Origin of the sequence: Pseudomonas citronellolis, assembly GCF_001586155.1 — a bacterium.
In the GTDB taxonomy this organism is placed as follows: Bacteria; Pseudomonadota; Gammaproteobacteria; order Pseudomonadales; family Pseudomonadaceae; genus Pseudomonas; species Pseudomonas citronellolis.
Map to the genome: position 1 here is coordinate 5395240 of NZ_CP014158.1, position 17231 is coordinate 5412470.

18 protein-coding genes are annotated in these 17231 nt (G+C 68.9%); 12 read left to right on the forward strand and 6 right to left on the reverse strand.

The window, feature by feature from the left end; all coding sequences use genetic code 11:
* The first annotated feature begins 146 nt into the window (after nucleotides 1-146).
* The 8 genes from PcP3B5_RS23625 to PcP3B5_RS23660 all read left to right on the forward strand — a co-directional run bounded on the left by PcP3B5_RS23625 (nucleotide 147) and on the right by PcP3B5_RS23660 (nucleotide 8997).
* Nucleotides 147-1058 carry a LysR family transcriptional regulator gene (locus PcP3B5_RS23625; RefSeq protein WP_009616507.1) on the forward strand — a complete coding sequence of 304 codons (912 nt, stop codon included), beginning with the start codon at nucleotides 147-149 and terminating at the stop codon, nucleotides 1056-1058.
* Between the two features lie 114 nt (nucleotides 1059-1172).
* On the forward strand, nucleotides 1173-2681 hold the full coding sequence (locus PcP3B5_RS23630) for a gamma-aminobutyraldehyde dehydrogenase (protein WP_061562566.1): 1509 nt from the start codon (nucleotides 1173-1175) through the stop codon (nucleotides 2679-2681).
* Between the two features lie 119 nt (nucleotides 2682-2800).
* Nucleotides 2801-3946 (forward strand): putative ABC transporter substrate-binding protein YdcS, encoded by a 1146-nt coding sequence (gene ydcS / locus PcP3B5_RS23635; RefSeq protein ID WP_061562567.1) that lies wholly within the window; start codon nucleotides 2801-2803, stop codon nucleotides 3944-3946.
* 218 nt (nucleotides 3947-4164) lie between these two features.
* A complete protein-coding gene (locus PcP3B5_RS23640) occupies nucleotides 4165-5193 on the forward strand; it encodes an ABC transporter ATP-binding protein (RefSeq protein WP_061562568.1) in 1029 nt (342 codons plus the stop codon).
* 1 nt (nucleotide 5194) lies between these two features.
* Nucleotides 5195-6145 carry an ABC transporter permease gene (locus PcP3B5_RS23645; RefSeq protein ID WP_061562569.1) on the forward strand — a complete coding sequence of 317 codons (951 nt, stop codon included), beginning with the start codon at nucleotides 5195-5197 and terminating at the stop codon, nucleotides 6143-6145.
* Complete coding sequence (locus PcP3B5_RS23650) at nucleotides 6135-6956, forward strand: ABC transporter permease (RefSeq protein WP_043314960.1); 822 nt, start codon at nucleotides 6135-6137, stop codon at nucleotides 6954-6956. The genes PcP3B5_RS23645 and PcP3B5_RS23650 overlap by 11 nt, the downstream gene beginning before the upstream one ends.
* Nucleotides 6957-7041: 85 nt before the next feature.
* The gene (locus PcP3B5_RS23655) at nucleotides 7042-8466 is read left to right on the forward strand and encodes a gamma-aminobutyraldehyde dehydrogenase (RefSeq protein WP_061562570.1); all 1425 of its coding nucleotides are present in this window, start codon (nucleotides 7042-7044) and stop codon (nucleotides 8464-8466) included.
* A 39-nt stretch (nucleotides 8467-8505) separates the two neighbouring features.
* Nucleotides 8506-8997, forward strand: a complete 492-nt coding sequence (locus PcP3B5_RS23660; RefSeq protein ID WP_058073172.1) for an ester cyclase — start codon at nucleotides 8506-8508, stop codon at nucleotides 8995-8997.
* Between the two features lie 271 nt (nucleotides 8998-9268).
* Here PcP3B5_RS23660 and PcP3B5_RS23665 read toward each other — a convergent pair whose 3' ends face one another.
* The 4 genes from PcP3B5_RS23665 to PcP3B5_RS23680 all read right to left on the reverse strand — a co-directional run bounded on the left by PcP3B5_RS23665 (nucleotide 9269) and on the right by PcP3B5_RS23680 (nucleotide 12385).
* A complete protein-coding gene (locus PcP3B5_RS23665; protein WP_061562571.1) occupies nucleotides 9269-10306 on the reverse strand; it encodes a zinc-dependent alcohol dehydrogenase family protein in 1038 nt (345 codons plus the stop codon).
* 77 nt (nucleotides 10307-10383) lie between these two features.
* A complete protein-coding gene (locus tag PcP3B5_RS23670; protein WP_061562572.1) occupies nucleotides 10384-10713 on the reverse strand; it encodes a hypothetical protein in 330 nt (109 codons plus the stop codon).
* 136 nt (nucleotides 10714-10849) lie between these two features.
* A complete protein-coding gene (locus tag PcP3B5_RS23675; protein WP_009616489.1) occupies nucleotides 10850-11956 on the reverse strand; it encodes an NADH:flavin oxidoreductase/NADH oxidase in 1107 nt (368 codons plus the stop codon).
* A 102-nt stretch (nucleotides 11957-12058) separates the two neighbouring features.
* The gene (locus PcP3B5_RS23680; protein WP_237143061.1) at nucleotides 12059-12385 is read right to left on the reverse strand and encodes a ferric uptake regulator family protein; all 327 of its coding nucleotides are present in this window, start codon (nucleotides 12383-12385) and stop codon (nucleotides 12059-12061) included.
* 210 nt (nucleotides 12386-12595) lie between these two features.
* Between PcP3B5_RS23680 and PcP3B5_RS23685 the strand changes: the two genes are divergently transcribed.
* From PcP3B5_RS23685 to PcP3B5_RS23695, 3 genes are read left to right on the forward strand one after another with little or no spacing between them, the layout of a single operon-like run.
* Nucleotides 12596-13765: a PepSY-associated TM helix domain-containing protein gene (locus PcP3B5_RS23685; RefSeq protein WP_061562573.1), complete on the forward strand. Its 1170-nt coding sequence runs from the start codon at nucleotides 12596-12598 to the stop codon at nucleotides 13763-13765.
* Between the two features lie 5 nt (nucleotides 13766-13770).
* A complete protein-coding gene (locus PcP3B5_RS23690; RefSeq protein ID WP_061562574.1) occupies nucleotides 13771-14301 on the forward strand; it encodes a hypothetical protein in 531 nt (176 codons plus the stop codon).
* The gene (locus PcP3B5_RS23695; RefSeq protein WP_061562575.1) at nucleotides 14298-14606 is read left to right on the forward strand and encodes a hypothetical protein; all 309 of its coding nucleotides are present in this window, start codon (nucleotides 14298-14300) and stop codon (nucleotides 14604-14606) included. The genes PcP3B5_RS23690 and PcP3B5_RS23695 overlap by 4 nt, the downstream gene beginning before the upstream one ends.
* Before the next feature lie 10 nt (nucleotides 14607-14616).
* Here the strand turns inward: PcP3B5_RS23695 and PcP3B5_RS23700 are convergent, their stop codons facing one another.
* Together PcP3B5_RS23700 and PcP3B5_RS23705 are read right to left on the reverse strand one after the other, a co-directional pair.
* Complete coding sequence (locus PcP3B5_RS23700) at nucleotides 14617-15366, reverse strand: AraC family transcriptional regulator (protein ID WP_009616479.1); 750 nt, start codon at nucleotides 15364-15366, stop codon at nucleotides 14617-14619.
* 67 nt (nucleotides 15367-15433) lie between these two features.
* Entirely contained in the window at nucleotides 15434-16324 is an 891-nt protein-coding gene (locus tag PcP3B5_RS23705) for an ATP-binding protein (protein ID WP_058487291.1), read from the reverse strand.
* A gap of 81 nt (nucleotides 16325-16405) precedes the next feature.
* Here PcP3B5_RS23705 and PcP3B5_RS23710 point away from each other — a divergent pair, with 81 nt between their 5' ends.
* A complete protein-coding gene (locus PcP3B5_RS23710) occupies nucleotides 16406-17212 on the forward strand; it encodes an AraC family transcriptional regulator (RefSeq protein ID WP_061562576.1) in 807 nt (268 codons plus the stop codon).
* Nucleotides 17213-17231: the final 19 nt, after the last annotated feature.

Genomic DNA, 17231 nt, shown 5'->3' on the forward strand with positions numbered 1-17231 from the left:
GCTCGCGAATGACCCCCGCGGCGGAACCCGTTCGCGAGCAAGCTCGCTCCTACGAAGAGCGGGCGGGTTGGGCGGGTGCTTTCATTCGATTTAAAAGAATGCTCCTATAGATTTTCGATAAAGCACAAAGCCATGGCCCGCCACCCATGATGACCCTGCGCCAGATCCGCCATTTCATCGCCGTCGCCGAGACCGGCTCGATCTCCGCCGCCGCCCAGGCGGTGTTCATTTCCCAGTCGACCCTGACCCTGGCCATCCAGCAGTTGGAGGAGGAGATCGGCGTGCGCCTGTTCGAGCGCCACGCCAAGGGCATGACGCTCACCCACCAGGGCCACCAGTTCCTGCGCCAGGCGCACCTGATCCTGGCCACGGTGGAGAACGCCAAGCGCAGCCTGCAGCAGAGCACCGACAAGGTCGCCGGCAGCCTGACCATCGGGGTGACCAGCCTGGTCGCCGGCTACTACCTGGCCGACCTGATCACCCGCTTCCAGCGCGCCTACCCCAACGTGCAGACGCGCGTGGTGGAGGACGAGCGGCCTTATATAGAGCACCTGCTGGTGAGCGGCGAGATCGACGTCGGCGTGCTGATCCTCTCCAACCTGGAAGACCGCCACGCCCTGCAGACCGAGGTGCTCACCCACTCACCGCACCGCCTCTGGCTGCCGGCCCAGCACCCGCTGCTGGAGCGCGACAGCATCGGCCTGGCGGACGTCGCCGGGGAGCCGCTGATCCAGCTCAACGCCGACGAGATGGGCCTGCACACCCAGCGCATCTGGTCACGCGCCGGGCTGGTGCCGCAGGTGACGTTGCGCACCGCCTCGGTGGAGGCCGTGCGCAGCCTGGTGGCCGCCGGCCTCGGCCTATCGATCCAGCCGGACATGACCTACCGCCCCTGGTCGCTGGAAGGCGACATCATCGAGGCGCGCCCGCTGGTGGACCTGGGCGAGCCGCTGGACGTCGGCCTGGCCTGGCGCCGCGGCACGGCGCGGCCGGCGCTGGTGGACCCGTTCCTCACCGTGGCCCGCGAGCAACCCAACGCCAAGCGCCCTTCCATCTAGCAGCATTCGATTTAATCGAATGCCATTTTCAGTATTTAGAATTTGTCGACCTCAGGCCCGGAATCTAGTCTCTGGCTTCATACAGAAGGGCCGGGCAACCCAGCGGAGCAGCCCATGGCCCCCGAAAACAAGACCGAGAAGAAAAGAGCCGCGAAGATGAACGCCCTGGCGAGCACCCCGACCCTGTACACCGAGCTGCTGATCGACGGTCAGCTGACGCCCGGGCAGGGCCTTGCCGAGGCGATCCTCAACCCCGCCAGCGGCGAAACCCTGGTCTCGGTCGCCGATGCCTCCCCCGAGCAGATCGAACAGGCCATCGACGCCGCCCAGCGCGCCTTCCCGGCCTGGTCGCGGACCACCCCGGCGCAACGCTCCGCCGCGCTGCTGGCCATCGCCGATGCCATCGACAAGCGCGCCGACGCCCTCGCCCGCCTGGAAGCCCTGAACTGCGGCAAGCCGCTGCACCTGGCGCGGCAGGACGACATCCCCGCCACCGCCGACGTGTTCCGCTTCTTCGCCGGCGCCGTGCGCTGCCAGCAGGGCCAGTTGGCCGGCGAGTACGTGCCCGGGCACACCAGCATGGTGCGCCGCGACCCGGTGGGCGTGGTGGCCTCCATCGCGCCCTGGAACTACCCGCTGATGATGGCCGCGTGGAAGATCGCCCCGGCCCTGGCCGCCGGTAACACCCTGGTGTTCAAGCCCTCCGAGCACACCCCGCTGTCGGTCCTGGCGCTGGCCCCGGCGCTGGCGGACATCCTCCCGCCGGGCGTGCTCAACATCGTCTGCGGCGGCGGCGAGAACGTCGGCAGCCACCTGGTCGGCCACCCGCGGGTGCGCATGGTCTCGCTGACCGGCGATATCGTCACCGGGCAGAAGATCCTCCAGGCCGCCGCGCGCACCCTGAAGCGCACCCACCTGGAGCTGGGCGGCAAGGCGCCGGTCATCGTCTGCAATGACGCCGATATCGAGGCGGTCGTCCAGGGCGTGCGCACCCACGGCTACTACAACGCCGGGCAGGACTGCACCGCCGCCTGCCGCATCTACGCCCAGGCCGGCATCCACGACCGCCTGGTAGCCGAGCTGGGCGAGGCGGTGGCAAGCATCCGCTTCGCCCGCAAGCGCGACGCGGACAACGAGATCGGCCCGTTGATCAGCGCCCGCCAGCGCGACCGCGTGGCCAGCTTCGTCGAACGCGCCCTGGGCCAGCCGCACATCGAGCGCGTGACCGGCGCCGCCGTGCACTCCGGCCCCGGCTTCTACTACCAGCCCACGCTGCTGGCCGGCTGCAAGCAGCAGGACGAGATCGTCCAGCGCGAGGTGTTCGGCCCGGTGGTCACGGTCACCCGCTTCGACCAGTTGGAGCAGGCGGTGGACTGGGCCAACGACTCCGAGTACGGCCTGGCCTCCTCGGTGTGGACGCAGAACCTGGACAAGGCCTTCCAGATCGCCAACCGCCTGCAGTACGGCTGCACCTGGATCAACACCCATTTCATGCTCGCCAGCGAGATGCCCCACGGCGGCCTCAAGCGCTCGGGCTACGGCAAGGACCTGTCCAGCGACTCGCTGCAGGACTACAGCGTGGTGCGCCACATCATGGCCCGCCACGGCGACCGCCTGGATTGAACGCCCCGGCGGGCCCGCCCGCCGGTACATAAGAAATGCCCCGGCGGTACGCCGCGCGAGGGCCGTTGCTCGATTGACACTGCCCCACCAATAGAGACAACAAACGAGGGAGACATCGCATGCGCAAGACAGCACTGTTCAGCGCCATCACCACCGCCCTGCTGGCCAGCGCCGGCGTACAGGCCGCCGACGCCATCAAGGCGGTCGGCGCCGGTGAAGGCCGCCTGGACATCATCGCCTGGCCGGGCTACATCGAACGCGGCCAATCCGACAAGGCCTACGACTGGGTTACCCAGTTCGAGAAGGACACCGGCTGCCAGGTCAACGTGAAGACCGCCGCCACCTCCGACGAGATGGTCAGCCTGATGGCCAAGGGCGGCTACGACCTGGTCACCGCCTCCGGCGACGCCTCGCTGCGGCTGATCTACGGCAAGCGCGTGCAGCCGATCGACCCCGAGCTGATCCCCAACTGGAAGAACGTCGATGCGCGCCTGAAGGACGCGCCCTGGTACACCGTCAACGGCAAGACCTACGGCACCCCATACCAGTGGGGCCCGAACGTGCTGATGTACAACACCAAGGTCTTCCCCAAGGCGCCGGACAGCTGGAGCGTGGTGTTCCAGGCGCAGGACCTGCCTGACGGCAAGCCGAACAAGGGCCGCGTGCAGGCCTACGACGGCCCGATCTACATCGCCGACGCCGCGCTGTATCTGAAGAGCACCCAGCCGGAACTGGGCATCCAGGACCCGTACCAGCTGACCGAGGCGCAGTACGGCGCCGTGCTCGACCTGCTGCGCAAGCAGCATTCGCTGATCCACCGCTACTGGCACGACGCGACCGTGCAGATGAGCGACTTCAAGAACGAGGGCGTGGCCGCCTCCAGCTCCTGGCCGTACCAGGCCAACGCGCTGAAGGCCGAGAAGCAGCCGATCGCCACCGTGTTCCCGAAGGAAGGCGTCACCGGCTGGGCCGACACCACCATGTTGCACGCCGAAGCCGCGCACCCGAACTGCGCCTACAAGTGGATGAACTGGTCGCTGGAGCCCAAGGTACAGGGCGACGTCGCCGCCTGGTTCGGCTCGGTGCCGGCCGCGCCGGAAGGCTGCAAGGCCAGCGCGCTGCTCGGCGCCGAAGGCTGCGCCACCAACGGCTTCGACCAGTTCGCCAGGATCGCCTTCTGGAAGACCCCGCAGGCCGAGGGCGGCAAGTTCGTGCCCTACAGCCGCTGGACCCAGGATTACATCGCGATCATGGGTGGCCGTTAAGCACGAGGCTTCGCTTCGCGCCTGACTGGCTCCCCTCTCCCTTCAGGGAGAGGGGCTGGGGGAGAGGGCAATGCCCCGTGCCGATGCCAAGGCAACCCTCTCCCCGTCCCTCTCCCTGAAGGGAGAGGGGGCGCCCAGCCAACCATCCGTTTCTGATTCACCCGATTTTTCCGGGCAGGGCCTTCGTACGCCGGATTCCTGCCCCTGGAGCGTGCCCCATGACCACCCCCGCTGTTCAATTCACCCAGGTCTCCCGCCAGTTCGGCGAGGTGAAAGCCGTCGACCGGGTATCCATCGACATCAAGGACGGCGAGTTCTTCTCCATGCTCGGCCCCTCGGGCTCGGGCAAGACCACCTGCCTGCGCCTGATCGCCGGTTTCGAACAGCCCTCCGCCGGCTCCATCCGCATCCATGGCGAGGAGGCCGCCGGCCTGCCGCCATACCAGCGCGACGTCAACACCGTGTTCCAGGACTACGCGCTGTTCCCGCACATGAACGTGCTGGAGAACGTCGCCTACGGCCTGAAGGTGAAAGGCGTGGGCAAGGCCGAACGCCTCAAGCGCGCCGAGGAAGCCCTGGGCATGGTCGCCCTCGGCGGCTACGGCAGCCGCAAGCCGGTGCAGCTCTCCGGCGGTCAGCGCCAGCGCGTAGCCCTGGCCCGCGCCCTGGTCAACCGCCCGCGGGTGCTGCTGCTGGACGAACCCCTGGGCGCGCTGGACCTGAAGCTGCGCGAGCAGATGCAGAGCGAGCTGAAGAAGCTGCAGCGCCAGCTGGGCATCACCTTCATCTTCGTCACCCACGACCAGAGCGAAGCGCTGTCGATGTCCGACCGCGTGGCGGTGTTCAACAAGGGCCGCATCGAGCAGGTCGACACCCCGCGCAACCTGTACATGCAACCGGCCACGCCCTTCGTCGCCGAGTTCGTCGGCACCTCCAACGTGCTGCGCGGCGACCTGGCCCAGAGCCTGACCGGCAACGCCCAGCCGTTCTCCATCCGCCCCGAGCACATTCGCTTCGCCAGCGGCGAACGCGGCGCCGGCGACCTGGAGATCAGCGGCCTGCTGCACGACATCCAGTACCAGGGCGCCGCCACCCGCTACGAAATCCGCCTGGACAACGGCCAGAACCTCTGCCTGAGCCAGGCCAACAGCCAGTGGGACGCCGCCGCCGTGGCCCACCAGCCGGGGCAGCGCGTCACTGCGCGCTGGGCGCGCGAGGCCATGGTGGCGCTGAACGAGGGCGCCTGAGATGGAACTGACGATGAACGCGCAGGCGCCCATGGCCGGCAACGGCCCGCTGCGCCGGCTGTCCAACCTGCTGTACCGCAAGCCGACGCTGTACCTCTCGCTGCTGCTGGTGCCGCCGCTGCTGTGGTTCGGCGCCATCTACCTGGGCTCGCTGCTGACCCTGATGTGGCAGGGCTTCTACACCTTCGACGACTTCACCATGACGGTGACGCCGGATCTGACCTGGGCCAACTTCGCCGCCCTGTTCACCCCGGCCAACTTCGACATCATCCAGCGCACCCTGGCGATGGCCATCGCCGTGTCCATCGCCAGCGGCGTGGTGGCCTTCCCCATCGCCTACTACATGGCGCGCTACACCAGGGGCAAGACCAAGGCCTTCTTCTACATCGCGGTGATGATGCCGATGTGGGCCAGCTACATCGTCAAGGCCTACGCCTGGACCCTGCTGCTGGCCAAGGGCGGCGTGGCCCAGTGGTTCATCCAACACCTGGGGCTGGAGGGCGTGCTGAACCTGCTGCTGGGCCTGCCCGGCGTGGGCGGCAACACCCTGTCCACCTCGCACCTGGGGCGCTTCCTGGTGTTCGTGTACATCTGGCTGCCGTTCATGATCCTGCCGATCCAGGCCTCCCTGGAGCGCCTGCCGCCGTCGCTGCTGCAAGCCAGCGCGGACCTCGGCGCGCACCCGCGGCAGACCTTCCTGCAAGTGATCCTGCCGCTGTCGATCCCGGGCATCGCCGCCGGCTCGATCTTCACCTTCAGCCTGACCCTCGGCGACTTCATCGTGCCGCAGCTGGTGGGCCCGCCGGGCTACTTCATCGGCAGCATGGTCTACGCCCAGCAGGGCGCGATCGGCAACATGCCGATGGCCGCGGCCTTCACCCTGGTGCCCATCGTGCTGATCGCCGTGTACCTGTCCATCGTCAAACGCCTGGGGGCCTTCGATGCACTCTGACTCCTCATCTCAAGAGAAGGCTTCCTGGGGCCTGAAAGCCGCCGCCTGGGGCGGGCTGGTGTTCCTGCACTTCCCGATCCTGATCATCTTCATGTACGCCTTCAACACCGAGGACGCCGCGTTCAGCTTCCCGCCGCAGGGCTTCACCCTGCACTGGTTCAGCGTCGCCTTCGGCCGCCAGGACGTGCTGGAGTCGATCAGCCTGTCGCTGAAGATCGCCTGCATCGCCACCCTGATCGCCATGCTCCTGGGCACCCTGGCCGCGGCCGCGCTGTACCGCCGCGACTTCTTCGGCAAGGAAGGCATCTCGCTGATGCTGATCCTGCCCATCGCCCTGCCCGGCATCATCACCGGCATCGCGCTGCTCTCGGCGTTCAAGACGCTGGGGATAGAACCGGGCTTCCTGACCATCGTCATCGGCCACGCGACCTTCTGCGTGGTGATCGTCTACAACAACGTGATCGCCCGTTTCCGCCGCACCTCCCACAGCCTGATCGAGGCCTCGATGGACCTGGGCGCCGACGGCTGGCAGACCTTCCGCTACGTGATCCTGCCGAACCTCGGCTCGGCCCTGCTGGCCGGCGGCATGCTGGCCTTCGCCCTGTCCTTCGACGAGATCATCGTCACCACCTTCACCGCCGGCCACGAACGCACCCTGCCGATCTGGCTGCTCAACCAGCTGACGCGCCCGCGCGACGTGCCGGTGACCAACGTGGTGGCCATGCTGGTGATGCTGGTGACCATGCTGCCGATCCTCGGCGCCTACTACCTGACCAAGGGTGGCGAGGGCGTGGCGGGGAGTGGCAAATAGAACCCCTCAGGACTGCCGCAAGCGGCGGCCCCACAAGAAAGACCAACGATTACGCCACAAGCTCCTGACCAAGAGGACTTAAAGAATGCAAACCAAACTGCTGATCAACGGCCAACTGGTCGCTGGCGAAGGCGAGAAACTCGCCGTGCTCAACCCCTCCCTGGGCACTACCCTGGTGGAGATCGCCGAGGCCACCCCGGCCCAGGTCGACGCCGCCGTGCAGGCCGCCGACGCCGCCTTCGACGCCTGGTCGCAGACCGCGCCGAAGGACCGCTCGCTGCTGCTGCTGAAACTGGCCGACACCATCGACGCCCACGCCGAGGAACTGGCCCGCCTGGAATCCAACAACTGCGGCAAGCCCTACAGCGCCGCGCTGAACGACGAACTGCCGGCCATCGCCGACGTGTTCCGCTTCTTCGCCGGCGCCAGCCGCTGCCTGCAGGGTTCCGCCGCCGGCGAATACCTGCCCGGCCACACCTCGATGATCCGCCGCGACCCGATCGGCGTGGTCGCCTCCATCGCGCCCTGGAACTACCCGCTGATGATGGTCGCGTGGAAACTCGGCCCGGCCCTGGCCGCCGGCAACACCGTGGTGCTCAAGCCCTCCGAGCAGACGCCGCTGACCGCCCTGCGCCTGGCCGAGCTGATGGCCGACATCTTCCCCGCCGGCGTGGTCAACCTGGTCTTCGGCCGCGGCCCCAGCGTCGGCGAGCCGCTGACCACCCACCCGAAGGTGCGCATGGTCTCGCTGACCGGCTCGGTCGCCACCGGCAGCCGCATCATCGCCGGCACCGCCGACACCGTGAAGCGCATGCACATGGAGCTGGGCGGCAAGGCCCCGGTGATCATCTTCGACGACGCCGACATCGACGCCGCCGTGGAAGGCATCCGCACCTTCGGCTTCTACAACGCCGGCCAGGACTGCACCGCCGCCTGCCGCATCTACGCGCAGAAGGGCATCTACGCCAAATTCGTGGAGAAACTGGGCGAAGCCGTCGCCAGCATCCGCTACGGCGAGCAGGACGACCCGGACACCGAACTCGGCCCGGTCATCACCGAGCAGCACCTGGAGCGCGTCATCGGCTTCGTCGAGCGTGCCCGCCAGCAGCCGCACATCGAGGTGGTCACCGGCGGCAAGCGCGCCGACCGCCCCGGCTTCTTCTTCGAACCGACCGTGCTGGCCGGCGCCCGCCAGGACGACGAAGTGGTGCGCCGCGAGATCTTCGGCCCGGTGGTCTCGGTCACCGAGTTCGACGACGAGGCGCAGGCGCTGGCCTGGGCCAACGACTCCGACTACGGCCTGGCCAGCTCGGTGTGGACCAGCGACATCGGCCGCGCCCACCGCCTGGCGGCCCGACTGCAGTACGGCTGCACCTGGGTCAACACTCACTTCATGCTGACCACCGAGATGCCCCATGGCGGCATGAAGCTTTCCGGCTACGGCAAGGACATGTCCATGTACGGGCTGGAGGACTACACCGCCGTTCGTCATGTGATGTTCAAGCACTGAGGCCCACAACCCGCGGGCGCGCCCGCAACGGAGGCAAGCATGCGTCACCTCGTCAGAGCTTTCTACCTGCTGTCGCTGTTCACCCTCGCCGGCCTGGCCCAGGCCGCCAGCTCTTCATCCCAGGAAACACCGAAACAGATAGTCGACGCCTACATGGCCGCGTGGAACGCCCACGACGCCGAGAAGGCCGCCGGCTACCTGGCCAAGGACGCGGAGTACTTCGACGTCACCGTCGGCACCCCGCAGAAGGGCCGCGAGGCCGCGCGGGACAACGTGATCAAGGTCTTCGTCGGCGCCGTGCCGGACCTGAAGTGGAAGATGAACGGCAAGCCCATCGTCGACAAGGACGGCATCGCCTTCCAGTGGACCTTCAGCGGCACCAACACCGGCGCCTGGGACGCGCAGACGCCGGCGACCAACAAGCCGCTGTCGTTCGACGGTGTGAGCTACGTGAAGGTCAAGGACGGAAAGATCGTTTACCAGGGGGATTACTACGACGCCCTTGGGTTGCATAAGCAGTTGGGGTGGTGAGGTTGGCCTGGGGCTGGAAGGTTTGCGCTAGCCCCACCAACCCTCTCCCCCCGCCCTCTCCCTGAAGGGAGAGGGAGCCTTACGGTGTGAAGCGCAACATCGATGCTCGCCGGCAAACACCACCCGTTTCCGCCAGCACGGACAGCCCCCTCTCCCTTCAGGGAGAGGGTTGGGGAGAGGGAGCGGAGTCAATACACCACGCCAACATCGCAGGAATACACGGTTCGCGAGCAAGCTCGCTCCTACGAAAATACGCAAAGCCCCCCCGCCATCAAACCTCGATGATCACCTTCAACGCCTTGTTCTGCGCCGCCTTGCCGAAGGTCTCGTAGGCCTGGAGGATGTCGCCCAGGGCGAAGCGGTGGGTGATCAGCTGTTCGGGCTGCAGCTTGCCGGCCTGCACGCTCTTGAGCAGCATCGGCGTGGTCACCGCGTCCACCAGGCGGGTGCGCAGGGTGATGTTGTGCGACCACAGGCGCTCCAGGTGCAACTCCACCGGCACCCCGTGCACGCCCAGCACGGCGATGTCGCCGCCGGGCGCGATCAGTTCCTCGCACAGGCTGAAGGTGCTCGGCACGCCCACCGCTTCCACCGCGCTGTCCACGCCCAGGCCGTCGGTCAGCGCCCTCACCTTCTCCAGCAACTGCGGGTCGCCGGCGTTGAAGCAGTCGGTGGCGCCGAAGCCCTTCGCCACTTCCAGGCGGTTGTCGTCCAGGTCGATCATGATGATCCGCGCCGGCGAGTAGAACTGCGCGGTGAGCAGCGCGGCCAGGCCCACCGGGCCGGCACCGACGATGGCGAGGTTGCCGCCGGGCTGCACGCGGCCGTTGAGCACGCCGCACTCGAAGCCCGTGGGGAGGATGTCGCTGAGCATCACCATCGCCTCCTCGTCCGCCTCGGCGGGCAGGTGGTACAGGCTGGTGTCGGCGTGGGGGATGCGCACCTTCTCGGCCTGGGTGCCGTCGATCAGGTGGCCGAGGATCCAGCCGCCGGTGCGGCAGTGCGAGGTCATGCCCTTGCGGCAGAAGTCGCACTTGCCGCAGGCGCTGATGCAGGAGATCAGCACGCGGTCGCCGGGCTTGAACTGGCTGACCGCCGCGCCGACCTGCTCGACCACCCCGACGCCCTCGTGGCCGAGGATGCGCCCGGGTCGGCAGGCTGGCACGTCGCCCTTGATGATGTGCAGGTCGGTGCCGCAGAGGGTGGTGCGGAGCAGGCGCACCACGGCGTCGCCGGGCGCCTGCAGTTCGGGGTCGGGGCGCTCTTCCAGGGCGATGTCGCCGACACCGCGGTAGACCAGGGCTTTCATGGCCGGGCTCCTTTCGGGGAATGGTCAGGACAGGCTAGTCCCGCCCCGGCGGCCAGGGCCTGATCCCGATCAAAGGCTCATTCGGCGCTGGGCAGCTCGGTGATGTGGATTTCCGTCAGCAGCGGCTCGGGCTTGAGCTGGCTGCGCTTGAGCAGCGGGCAGAAGCGCGCCAGGCTGCCGATCAGCTCCCACTGGGTTTCCAGGTCGCCGGCCAGGTGGGCGATGTCGTTCAGGGCGCGCTGGCCGACCTGCTGCAGGTGCGGGTCGGCGCTGCGGCCCAGCTCCAGGGAAAGCTGGCCGATCAGGGTGCTGAGGGCGGACATGTTGCGCGTCGCCAGGGCCAGGATGTTCGCCAACAGGGCGATCTCCGATTCCGGCACGGCGGAGGGTGGGGTGCGTGCGTCCATGCGTGTACCAGTGGGAAATGCGTCGTCCTGACGCGTTGCGGCGGAGCATAGCAGCAAAATGCCTGCATACGATCCATTTCACATTTTGTTGTACGAAAGTGCTGGCGCGCCGCCCGACGGACGGCGCGCCATGGCCTCAGGCTTCGCCCAGGGGTTTGCGCATCGGCGTGCCGCGCTGGGCCGCGCGCAGGTACTGCGCCGGCCAGGGCACCTGCTGGCCGCCCAGCTCGTCGGCGGCGTTGAGCGGCCAGTAGGGCTCGCGCAGCAGCTCGCGGGCCAGCAGGATCAGGTCGGCCTGGCCGGTGCGCAGGATGTGCTCGGCCTGCACCGGCTCGGTGATCATGCCGACGGTGCTGCTGGCGATCTCGGCCTCCTTGCGCACGCGCTCGGCGAACTGCGTCTGGTAGCCCGGGCCCACCGGAATCTCGGCGTTCACCGCGGTGCCGCCGGAGGACACGTCGATCAGGTCGACGCCCAGGTCCTTCAGGCGCCGGGCCAGCGCCACCGTCTCGTCGGGGTTCCAGCCGTCCTCCACCCAGTCGGTGGCCGACAGGCGCACCAGCAGCGGTAGTTCTTCAGGCCACACCTCGCGCACCGCCTGGGTCACTTCCAGCAGGTAGCGGATGCGGTTCTCGAAACAGCCGCCGTACTGGTCGCGGCGCTGGTTGGACAGCGGCGAGAGGAACTGGTGCAGCAGGTAGCCGTGGGCCGCGTGCACCTCCACCACCTTGAAGCCCGCCGCCAGGGCGCGCTCGGCGGAGCGGACGAAAGCCTGGGTGACCTCGGCCATCTGCGCCTCGGTCAGCGCCGTGGGCGTGGTGTGCTTGGGGTCGAAGGCGATGGCCGACGGTGCCAGCGGCACCCAGCCGCCCTCGGCCACCGGCATGCTCCCCGGCTTGCCCAGCCAGGGCGCATAGGTGCTGGCCTTGCGCCCGGCGTGGGCCAGCTGGATGCCGGCCACAGCGCCCTGGGATTCGATGAAACGGGTGATGCGCCGCAGGGGCTCGACCTGCTCGTCCTTCCACAGGCCCAGGTCGCGGTCGGTGATGCGCCCTTCCGGAACCACCGCGGTGGCCTCCACCAGGACCAGGCCCGCGCCACCCACGGCGCGGCTGCCCAGGTGCACCAGGTGCCAATCGTTGGCCAGGCCGTCCTCGGCCGAGTACTGGCACATGGGGGAAACGCCGATGCGGTTGGGCAAGGTCAGTTGGCGCAGGGTCAGGGGCTCGAACAGCTGGCTCATGGCTACACTCCCTCAGGTTCTTTCAACGAATGATCGACACTTCAACTGTAGACCGGGTTGGCCGGCCGACACGCCAATCGTTCGTCCACGACCCCCTCGGCCCTAAGCCAACAGCTCTGTCTCCAGGCCGTAGCGGCGCTGCGCATCGCGACGCAGCACGCCGCTGGCATGCAGGCGCCGCAAGGTCTGGCGCACGCAGTTGGGCGAGATGGGCGCGGCTTCGTCCAGCAGGCGCTGGTGCAGCGCCGACACGCTGTAGAAGCCGCCGGAACAGAGCACGTCCAGTACCTTCAGGCGCGGCAGGCTGCAACGCAGGCCGGCGCGTTCGAGCAGCTTGCGCGCCGGGCGCAGTTCGCGGCGCAGCGCCAGCGGCAGGACCTCGGGCCGGCCGTCGGCGGCCGCGTCGGGGAAGCGAGGGTGGAGGGTCACGAAAGAGTCCTTTTCCGGGCCGCCATTGCGGCTTTCTCTAATGAAGACGAACGAGCGGGGCAAAACCGGCAACCGGAGCGATGAAATAATTTATTGCAAACCCACTGGCCGATTTCTCCGTCTCATCCGTCCTTATCCATAGAATCCCCGGCCAATGGCGGGGCCCCGGCGGCATCGCCGCCTCCTCACTGCGTGAAGCCTGAAGCTCCCATGTCCAAGAAATCCCGTGCCAGGAACTGGTTCCTGATCCACAGCTGGCTGGCCTTGCCCATCTGGTTCTTCGTCTTCCTGGTGTGCATCACCGGCACCCTGGCCACCGTCAGCCAGGAGATCGTCTGGCTGGCCAACCCGGCCATCCGCGCCAACGCGCCGCCCGGCGACGCCCAGCGCCTGGGCTACGACGCCCTGCTGGCCGCGGTCCGGCGCCAGCAGCCGCAGGCCCATGTGCAAGGCCTGCACGTGCCGAGCGAAAGGCACTTCGCCATAGAAGCCCAGGTCAGCTACCCGGACGCGCGCAACGCCACCCTCTACGTCAACCCGTACAGCGGCGCCATCCAGGGCGAGGCGCCGCTGTTCGACTTCCGCAACTTCACCCGCGCCCTGCACGGCTGGTGGCTGGTGCCCTTCAGCCACGGCTACAGCTGGGGCTGGTACCTGGTGACGCTGCTGGGCCTGCCGATGCTGGCCTCGCTGGTCACCGGGCTGGTGGTCTACAAGCGCTTCTGGCGCGGCTTCCTCGCCCCGCGCCTGCGCCTGAACCAGGGCGCGCGCATCTTCTGGGGCGACTTCCACCGCCTGACCGGGATCTGGTCGATCTGGTTCATCACGGTGATCGCCGTCAGCGGCACCTGGTTCCTGGTCCAGGCGGTGCTCTATGACAACGCCATTTCCATCTCCAGCGAGGGCGTGCCGGCCATCATCCAGCCCGAGCAGGTGCCGCCGGGCGTCGACGGCGGGCCGCCGCCGCGCATCGGCCTGGACCAGGCGCTGGCCGTCGCGCAGCGCGAGATTCCCGGCTTCGAGCCGCGCTACCTGACGCTGCCGGGCGACGCCTTCGCGCCCATCGGCCTGCTCGGCCACGGCTGGTTCCCGCTGCTGTTCGAGCGCGCCAAGGTCAACCCCTACGACGGCAGCCTGGCCGCCACCCGGCGCCTGGGCGACCGCAGCGGCCTGGAGTTCTTCAGCGAATCCATGCGCCCGCTGCACGTGGGCGACTTCGGCGGGCTCTGGGTGAAACTGATCTGGTTCGCCTTCGGCCTGCTGCTCAGCCTGATGGTGCTCAGCGGCCTGCAGATCTGGAGCAAGCGCACCCTGCTGGCCACCGCCAAGCAGTTGAAGAAGCAACGCGCCCCGCAGCGCACCGCGGCCCTCACGGAGTGAACGCCATGCCCGCCCGTCAATCTTCGCGCCTGCGCCGCCAGTGGCTGCGCTGGCGCTTCCACCTCAGCGCCCTGCTGGTGCTGATCCCCCTCGGCTACCTGCCGGCGTTCCTCCACGACGCCCGCGTCGACCGCGGCCTCACCGGCCTGGGCGAACGCGAGGTCGGCGAACTGCAGGTCGGCCCCTGGCACGCGCGCCTGGCCGAATGGGAAGTCGGCGACCCCGAGGACGAAGGCCGCGCCGGCCACCTCAAGGCCTTCACCCTGGCCTGGTGCCAGGGCTGCGAGCAGCGCATCCGCGCGGCCTACCTGCGCATCGGCCGGCCCTACAGCCTGAGCGCCCCCGGCGCGCTGCTCAGCGGCAGCCCGTACCAGCAGTTCACCGAGGTGGCGGTACCGCCACGCGCGCGCGCCGACGACCAGTTGTGGCTGACCGTCGAAGCCTGGGACGGCAGCGTGCACCAGGCCAGCCTGCCCCTCGCCGAGGCCTCCCCGTCGCTGGTGGCCTGGCTCGACCGCCAAGGAGCATCCCAATGAAAGCCCTGCTTCCCCTCCTCCTGCTGGGCCTCGCCCCGCAGGCAATGGCCCACGCGCCCTTCCTCGAATGCAAGGCCCTGGACGCCGAGCGCATCCGCTGCCTGGGCGGCTTCAGCGACGGCAGCCAGGCGCAGGGCGTGAAGCTGCGGGTCCTCGGCCATGACGGCCAGGCGCTGCTGGAAGAACGCCTCGGCGCCGACTCCAGCCTGACCTTCCAGCGCCCGGCGGTGCCCTACTTCGTGCTCTTCGACGTCGGCCCCGGCTACCGCGCCGAGGTCGACTCCCGCGACATCACCGGCCCCTAAGGCGGCCGGCTCAACCTCGACGCAGGGCCCCGGGCGTGAGCCCCAGGTAGCGGCGCATCGCCGTGGTCAGGGCGCTCTGGCTGGAGAAGCCGCACTCCTCCGCCACCCGCACCAGCGCCAGGTCGGTCTCACGCAGCAGGCGCGCGGCGGCGTCCAGGCGCTGCTTGAGCAGGTACTGGTGCGGCGTCAGGCCGACGCTGTCCTTGAACTGAGCGTGGAAATGGCTGGGGCTCAGGCAGGCCACCTGGGCCAGTTCGGCCACCGTGATGCGCCGCGCCAGGTGGCTGCGGATGTGCCCGTCCAGGCGCTGCATGTCCAGCGGGCCGGTGGGCGGCCGGGGCGTCTCGCCGAACAGGCGCAGGTGCAGGGCGCGCAGCAGTACGCCGCCCAGCGCCCTGGCCAGCAGCGGGTCGCTGCCGTAGCGCGCCAGTTCCGCGCCGGCGTAGCTGAGCAGGTTCTGGAAGTCGGCGTCCAGCGTCGGGTAGCGCGGCGCCTCGAACAGCCGCGCCAGCAGCTCGCGGTCCTCGTCCGCCACGCCTGGCGCCTGCAGGTCGAGGATCAGCATGCGGTTGTCGCCCGTGCCGGCGAAGGCATGCCGGGCATCGCCCGGCACCAGGCAGGCGCGCATGCGGCAGACCTCGCCGCCGCGCCCGTCGACCTCGAACTCGGCGCGGCCGGCCAGGGCCATCACCAGTTGGTGATGTTCGTGGTCGTGGGCGTGGGACTGCTCGGGCAGGCGAGCGAGACGTGCGTGCAACATCGGCTGGAGGCGTGCGTGGCTTTCCCGCACTCTAGCGAAGTTGCGCGGCCCTGCCCAGCCGCGCCGGTCAGCCGGCGTGGCGCCCGGCGTAGTCGCGGGCGAACTGCGCGGCGATGCGTCCGGAGCGCGAGCCGCGGTGGGTGGCCCAGCGGATCGCCTCGGCGCGGCTGGCCTCGATGGCCTCCTCGCCCAGGCCGTGGGACTGCAGCCAGCGCGCCACCGCCTCCAGGTATTCGTCCTGGCTGAAGGCATAGAAGGAAATCCACAGGCCGAAACGTTCGGACAGCGAGACCTTCTCTTCCACCGCCTCGCCCGGGTGCAGCTCGCCGTTCTCGCCGCGGGAGAAGGCCAGGTTGTCGGCGGCGCGCTCGGCCAGCAGGTGGCGGCGGTTGGAGGTGGCGTAGATCAGCACGTTGCCGGCCTGCCCCGCCACCGAGCCGTCGAGCACCGTCTTCAGGCCCTTGTAGCCGGTCTCGCCGTCCTCGAAGGAGAGGTCGTCGCAGAACAGGATGAAGCGCTCCGGGCGCTGGCGGACCAGCTCGATGATCTGCGGCAGGTCGCCCAGGTGCTCCTTGTCCACCTCGATCAGGCGCAGGCCCTCGGCGTGGAAGGCGTGCAGGCAGGCCTTCACCAGCGAACTCTTGCCGGTGCCGCGGGCGCCGGTGAGCAGCACGTTGTTGGCCGGGCGGCCCTGGACGAACTGGCGGGTGTTGCGCTCGATCAGCGCCTTCTGCCGCTCGACGTTGCGCAGGTCGTCGAAGGCGATCAGCGCCGGCTCGCGCACCGGCGTCAGTTGCGCCTGGGCCACCCCGGCGTGGGGGCGGTATTCCCAGAGGTAGGCGATCACTTCCGGCTGCAGCGCCTGGGCCGGCTGCGGCGGCAGGTTGCGCTGCAGCAGGTCGGCGATGCGGGTGAGCTGCTCGGTGAGCGGTTGCAGGGCAGTGGCGAAGTCGGACATGGGAAAAACCGGGCGCGAAGGGATTGGCGAGCATGCTAGTAACGGGCGAGACTGGCCGTCTAACGCAAAACGGGCGATGAAATGCGAGAAGCGGACATTCCTTCCATCCACGGCGACCAGCACGCCACCGGCCCGGTGACCGCCGTCGCCCTGGACTACGCCGACGGCCACCAGGTGCCCAGCCACAGCCACCAGCGCGCGCAGTTGCTCTACGCGGTGCGCGGGGTGCTGGTGGTGGGCACTGCCGGCGGCCTCTGGGTGGTGCCGGACAACCGTGGCCTGTGGGTTCCCGCCGGCGTCGAGCACTGGACGCGGATGGTCGGCGAGGTGCGCGTGCGCACTCTCTACATCGAGCCGGACAGCGCGCCGCACCTGCCCACCGCGTGCACGGTGCTGGCCATTTCGCCGCTGCTGCGCGAGCTGATCCTGGCCGCCGTCGGCATCGCCGGCGAGGTCCCGGCGGACAGCCGCGACGGCCGCGTGCAGCGCCTGCTGCTCGACGAGCTGACCAGCGAGCCGGCGCTGCCCCTGCACCTGCCGCTACCCAACGAGCCGCGCCTGCGCCGGCTGTGCCGGGACATGGGCCTGGAAGCCGGGCTCCAGGACTGGGCCGCGCGGGCCAAGGTCGACGCCAAGACGGTGCGCCGCTGGTTCCTGCGCGACACCGGGCTGACCTTCGGCCAGTGGCGCCAGCAGGCCCGGCTGCTGCGCGCCCTGGAGCTGCTGGGCAGCGGCGTCAGCGTGCTGGAGGCGGCGCTGGAGGTCGGCTACTCCACGCCCAGCGCCTTCAGCGCCATGTTCAGCCGCCAGTTCGGCCGCCCGCCCAGCGACTTCCTGCGCCCGCCGCGGGAAACCTCCGGCAACAGGCCGCGCTCGTCGGGGAATTGAAAGTCGCGGGCCGATTCCC